Genomic DNA, 4,334 nt, shown 5'->3' on the forward strand with positions numbered 1-4,334 from the left:
AACGGTGGGCAGGGTGTTCAATCCAGAGTTCCTAACCACGGACAGCCAGGACGGCCAGCCCGTTAACAGCTTGATCCAATACCTCCAGGACCAATCGCCAGACGTGCTGCAGCGGGTGGCTCGATCAGCTAGTAACGATATTCAAGACATCATTCGCCACAACGTTCAAGGATTGCTGGGCATGCTTCCTGGCGAGCAGTTTGAGGTGAAAGTCACCTCTAATCGCGACAATTTGGCCAACATGTTGGCCTCCGCGATGATGACTGGGTATTTCCTGCGTCAGATGGAGCAGCGCAAGGAGCTTGAAGAAGCGCTTTTCGCTGATGATGAAATGGCTGTGAACCCAGACAATGATTTAAATCTCTGAGTCCATTTCGTTTTGACTAATTGCTGCAATCAGTCTGTTTTGAATCTTTTTCATTGTTTGCATTGATCGACTGATTTGTTGGAAAATCAGTCTTTTTTTAATGGGTCGTCAGGGACAAATCCAATCTTTAAAAGTTGCTCGTCGATGCCACCGAGGAAAGCCCAATTCCTCTCGTTAGGTGCCCATGTTTTCTGTTTCAATTCCGATCGCAACGTCGATGCATCCTGAGTGGTGAATGGCAGCGGCGCGCTGTAATGGGCGGGGATCAACCAGCGCAGATCCGATTTGGATTCCAGTTGTTGAAGCCAGGCGGTGATCGCTTCTTGGGCTCGCGGTAACACCAGACGTTCCAGCACCGGGGCCACCTGCAGCTTGGCTGCTTCATCCCCCATTAAGGCCGCAGCATCATCACGCCACCCCTCTTGCCAATCAAAGGGGTACAGCCCGAAATGGGCTGTCCAAGTCCGCAAGCCAGGCCGGAAGGCATGGCGCAACAGCTCTGCCATTGGTGGCACGCGCAAGCAATGGGGCCTGAGATACGAGGCGAAGAGCACCAATCGGGCCCAGCCACGCCGGCGGGCCTCAGGCGAATCAGTGAGGGGTTGATCACCACGCTCGCGCGCATGAAACAGCACAGGCGTGGGATCGCGATCAAAGATCGCGGGTGGTGTGGAGTAAATGCCCACCAGGGCATCGGTAATCAACAGGGAGCCACTGGGTTGATGCAGGCAGCTGATCTCTTGAAACCGGCCTACACCGAGATCGAGTGGACCAAGCGAAATCCATTGGCATACCTCGGGATGGGGCACGCCATCCCTGAGCAAAACTTTGGTGCGTGCTGCCGGTACCCCGAGCCAGCTCAGAGGAAGTTGCACTGGAAAACTCCACTGGCCTGGGCAGACCCACACGTCAGCCTTAGGGAAGGCGCGAGCGAGGGGGCCGAGCGGCAGCTTGTGCTCCAGGCCAGATGCGGTGGGCAACACGATCGTGCAGACGGGCCCATGCTCAGCTTCCAGTGCTGCCAGGCCAGCGAGCAATTCCGTCGTGGGGGGCAGCGGATTCACCAGCATCAAGCCACCTGGCACCTTCACCACGGTGAGCCGGATCGGCACCGCCACGTAATAGATGCCCTGGAGCTGCTCAAAGCTCCACACCTGGCCGGGGATCAGCTCTTCAACATGGGTGGCGCGCTTGCCATAGGGATACAGCGGCAGCAGCGGCCACCAAGGCCAGCGTTGGTCGGCTGGCGAGATGCCCTCAGTTGCACTCAGATCACTTGCCATCACTCAAATCGACTGTTCCGTTGTTCCAGGTTGTGCAAGTCGGCATAACCTTGTGCAAGTGGTTTTAGGGACAACTTAGGGATAAAATAGGCAGACATGCCGCCCTGTCCCTAGATGACAGACACCACTGGGCAACGCCGAAACAGCGCAAGGCTGAAGCAGCTCTCCCAGTATCTCCGGACCGTTCATTCAGAGCGGTATGGCCTATCTCTCAGGCGTAAAAGCAGACCTAACGGTCAGGAGCTGATCTACCTCTCGTTCAGGACGCGACCTGATGGGGGGGGGGATCAGAAGTGGCTGAAACTCAATGCGTCCTATGAGGACACAGACCTCGCTATTTCGCGTGCCATCGATCAGGCCTTAGCGGACTTCGACAGCAACGTCAAAAGGAATGCGGGTGGTCCTGTTGGTAGCTCACTTGGTGTCTATCAAAGACAGGCTTTAAGCCGCATCGAAACAGACGGGAACTCTGAGAAGCACGTTGCTCGTCGTGTGAAGTGGATTAAGAGCTGCGTTCAGTGGCTCTCCGAAAACAACGGCAGGGCTTCGAGCCGAGAGGATCTGCTGCGTTGGATCGCAAGTTGGCCAGCAGAAGCGAGAAGTCGTCGTGATGCCATCTCCTCTGCATGCCTGATCTTCGGGATCGCGACGGATGGCAAGCAACTCAACCCAGGCAAAGAGTTTGCTTACCAAGAACCCCAGGCAGGGCAGGGACGACCGATTGATCCTGAAGAGGTACAGCGCGTCATCTTGAAACTCTGGGATCGAGCTGAAACCTCTGAGCTTGCTCATGCAGCCGCATGGCTGACGTCTTGGGTTGCTCTCACCGGTGCTCGTGGCGCGATGGTGATGGCCTCACAACTGTTGTGGACTCCTCCAGGAAGGGTGGAAGTAGTCGTTGGGGGTTATGTGGAATGCCGTGATAGCAAAAGGGGTAGGAACCGGCAGGCCCAACTCTGTCCTTCATGGAAAGAGCTTCTTGAAGCTGTTGGGATTGAAAAACTGAGCACTCCTCCGCAACGCCTCCGAGATGCCGCCAGCCCATGGAATGAGAAACCCAGCCAAGAGCAACAGAGGAGAACAGAGCAAGAGCTCAACGCCATTCACGGCTGGATCTGGCGTGAATTTTCAGAGGACCGCGGATTGAAAGCAGATCGTGATCTCATCGGGCTACGCACTCTTAGGCACAACGCTGCAAGACGTCTACTGGAAGTGAAACAGCTCGACCTTATCCAGATCGCAGGTCTCCTCTCAACATCTGAGGACATGCTCCGTAAGACCTATTCAGACCATCACCGTTTCCGCTCGAACGAGATCATTCGAGAGGTCTTTGGTTGAATACATTGAATTATGAATGAAGTATCCCTAGATAAATGCAGTCATCAACTCCATGACAACACTCTGCGCATGTACCTTTCATCATCCACTCACTTACATTTATTGTAACAATCGCAAGCGAGATGTAAAGTTACCTAAGTGTGGGTTCTTTGACCTAACTATGAGGGCAATGCTCAACTAGAAATAAAGTTCTAAGCTGAGCACCTTGATCTTTTAATGCCAAAAGCTTCGAGTCTGGTTTTTGCAAATGGACATCTACATCGACAGAGCGGTTTTTAAAAAGGCATTTGACATGCTTCCGCCGGCCTCCAAGTCTCAGATAAATTCAAAAACAAAATTTCAGGAATCTGTATTCGAAATTCCAGAAGAATCAAGCAGTAAATCTCCAAATCTTAAGTTGAATAATATTATTTGGTTTATTCAACGACAGCTTCTTCCTCCCAAGCAAAAGCAACCAACAGGCCTTAGCAGTGATAATTCAAAGCGATGGTGGCAGTCAGCCGGAATAGACAAGGTCATCGCAGCCCAACTCGCTGAAAAACTTGTAGAAAAATTAGCTGCCCAAAAAATATTCCCTGATGGGACTCTCCTTGAGAGTAAACCTGTTTATCGCCTCGAGAACGAAGTAGATCTATCAAGCAGTGAGGGTTATGGATTCGTGTACTTTATAAGGAACAAAGATCTTCATAAAATTGGACTGACAGAGAATTTGCTTCGAAGGATGAATGAACTTTCCCCGGATGAAGTGTTGAATGTAGTCCGTTGTACAAACTTTGCAGAACTAGAATTGATGTTGCACAAAGAATTCAAGGAGACCCGGATTCCGCAAACTGAGTATTTTCGATTTGACGAACAACAGATTCAAGCGGTCCATAAACTTATGATAAAAAATGCGGCTTTCTGATGCTTCGGTTTTTCCTGAGTCAATTCACTAGCCATATGAGACCTATGCAAAGTGGCTTGCCAAGCCACTTAAAACACAGTAATCACTGGAGCAAGTCTCATTTTGCCCCTGAAATGGCTCTCAGGCCGTCACAGACGCCCCAATGTCATCAGAACTGCTTCTTGATTCCAGAGGAATTCGCCGCGCGGTGACAGCGGGTTGATCTTGCAGCGGTGAAGTCCATCCCGAAGAAGACCTGCCCTGAGCATGTTCCCCAAGGTGTTCCTATGCAGTCCAAGATAAGCAGCCAACTCACGTGTTCTCATCCAGGTGATCGGGGCGTCTGACATACGAATTAACTCACTACTACAACCTACCCGTGTTGATCGAAAGAACTTAAACCCAAGCCATCAGCGCGCGTTGCAGCCCTCCTATCACCTTCTATAGTCAGAGAATCTCCTGC

General features: G+C 51.8%; 5 protein-coding genes. 3 read left to right on the plus strand and 2 right to left on the minus strand.

All coding sequences use genetic code 11. The features are described from left to right. Positions 1-13 precede the first annotated feature (13 nt). On the plus strand, positions 14-367 hold the full coding sequence (locus NCN04_RS08475) for a DUF760 domain-containing protein (RefSeq protein ID WP_048348161.1): 354 nt from the start codon (positions 14-16) through the stop codon (positions 365-367). A gap of 86 nt (positions 368-453) precedes the next feature. On the opposite strand, the gene NCN04_RS08480 is transcribed toward NCN04_RS08475, so the two are convergent. Beyond that, on the minus strand, positions 454-1,650 hold the full coding sequence (locus NCN04_RS08480) for a DUF4336 domain-containing protein (RefSeq protein WP_250395801.1): 1,197 nt from the start codon (positions 1,648-1,650) through the stop codon (positions 454-456). A gap of 114 nt (positions 1,651-1,764) precedes the next feature. Between NCN04_RS08480 and NCN04_RS08485 the strand changes: the two genes are divergently transcribed. Beyond that, positions 1,765-2,988: a hypothetical protein gene (locus tag NCN04_RS08485; protein ID WP_250395802.1), complete on the plus strand. Its 1,224-nt coding sequence runs from the start codon at positions 1,765-1,767 to the stop codon at positions 2,986-2,988. 247 nt (positions 2,989-3,235) lie between these two features. Continuing rightward, positions 3,236-3,892 (plus strand): GIY-YIG nuclease family protein, encoded by a 657-nt coding sequence (locus NCN04_RS08490; RefSeq protein WP_250395803.1) that lies wholly within the window; start codon positions 3,236-3,238, stop codon positions 3,890-3,892. 128 nt (positions 3,893-4,020) lie between these two features. Here NCN04_RS08490 and NCN04_RS08495 read toward each other — a convergent pair whose 3' ends face one another. Then, positions 4,021-4,221, minus strand: coding sequence for a helix-turn-helix domain-containing protein (locus NCN04_RS08495; RefSeq protein ID WP_250395804.1), 201 nt, complete (start codon positions 4,219-4,221; stop codon positions 4,021-4,023). Positions 4,222-4,334 lie beyond the last annotated feature (113 nt).

Source organism: Synechococcus sp. MU1655, from assembly GCF_023630655.1.
Lineage (GTDB): Bacteria > Cyanobacteriota > Cyanobacteriia > PCC-6307 > Cyanobiaceae > Synechococcus_C.